We start from the raw sequence: 835 nt of genomic DNA, 5'->3' as shown, positions 1-835 counted from the left end.
TAGTTAACGGAATTACAGAGGCAGCACCCGCTGTAAACACAGTTGGGAATGCAATAACAGATGCAACTTTAACCACAACGGTTAATGGAGTTTCAGGAACTGCATTAGATTTAACACCAGCAATTGCCTCAGGTACAGTAAACGCATTGGCAAACGATGGTACTAATACCATAACCTCTACTGTAAACGGAAAAGTAGCTACAGCACCCGCTGTAAATACAGTTGGAAATGCAATAACAAATGCAACTTTAACCACAACAGTAAATGGAGTTTCAGGAACTGCATTAGATTTAACACCAGCAATTGCTTCAGGTACAGTAAACGCATTAGCAAATGATGGTACTAATACTATAACTTCTACAGTAAATGGAAAAGTAGCTACAGCACCCGCTGTAAATACAGTTGGGAATACAATAACAGATGCAACTTTAACCACAACGGTTAATGGAGTTTCAGGAACTGCATTAGATTTAACACCAGCAATTGCTTCAGGTACAGTAAACGCATTGGCAAATGATGGTGCTAATACCATAACCTCTACTGTAAACGGAAAAGTAGCTACAGCACCCGCTGTAAATACAGTTGGGAATGCAATAACAGATGCAACTTTAACCACAACGGTTAATGGAGTTTCAGGAACTGCATTAGATTTAACACCAGCAATTGCCTCAGGTACAGTAAACGCATTGGCAAATGATGGTACTAATACTATAACTTCTACTGTAAACGGAAAAGTAGCTACAGCACCCGCTGTAAATACCAATACATTAGCATTGACAGGTACAGTTTTGAATGGTTCAGTAAATGGAGTTTCTTCAACAGTTGATTTACAATC

General features: G+C 39.0%; 1 pseudogene. It reads left to right on the top strand.

The features are described from left to right. A pseudogene (locus GON26_RS21470) lies at window positions 1–835 on the top strand (hypothetical protein); the annotation flags it as partial.

This window comes from Flavobacterium hydrocarbonoxydans, assembly GCF_009789235.1.
GTDB lineage: Bacteria > Bacteroidota > Bacteroidia > Flavobacteriales > Flavobacteriaceae > Flavobacterium > Flavobacterium hydrocarbonoxydans.
This window is presented reverse-complemented; position numbering and strand designations above follow the sequence as displayed.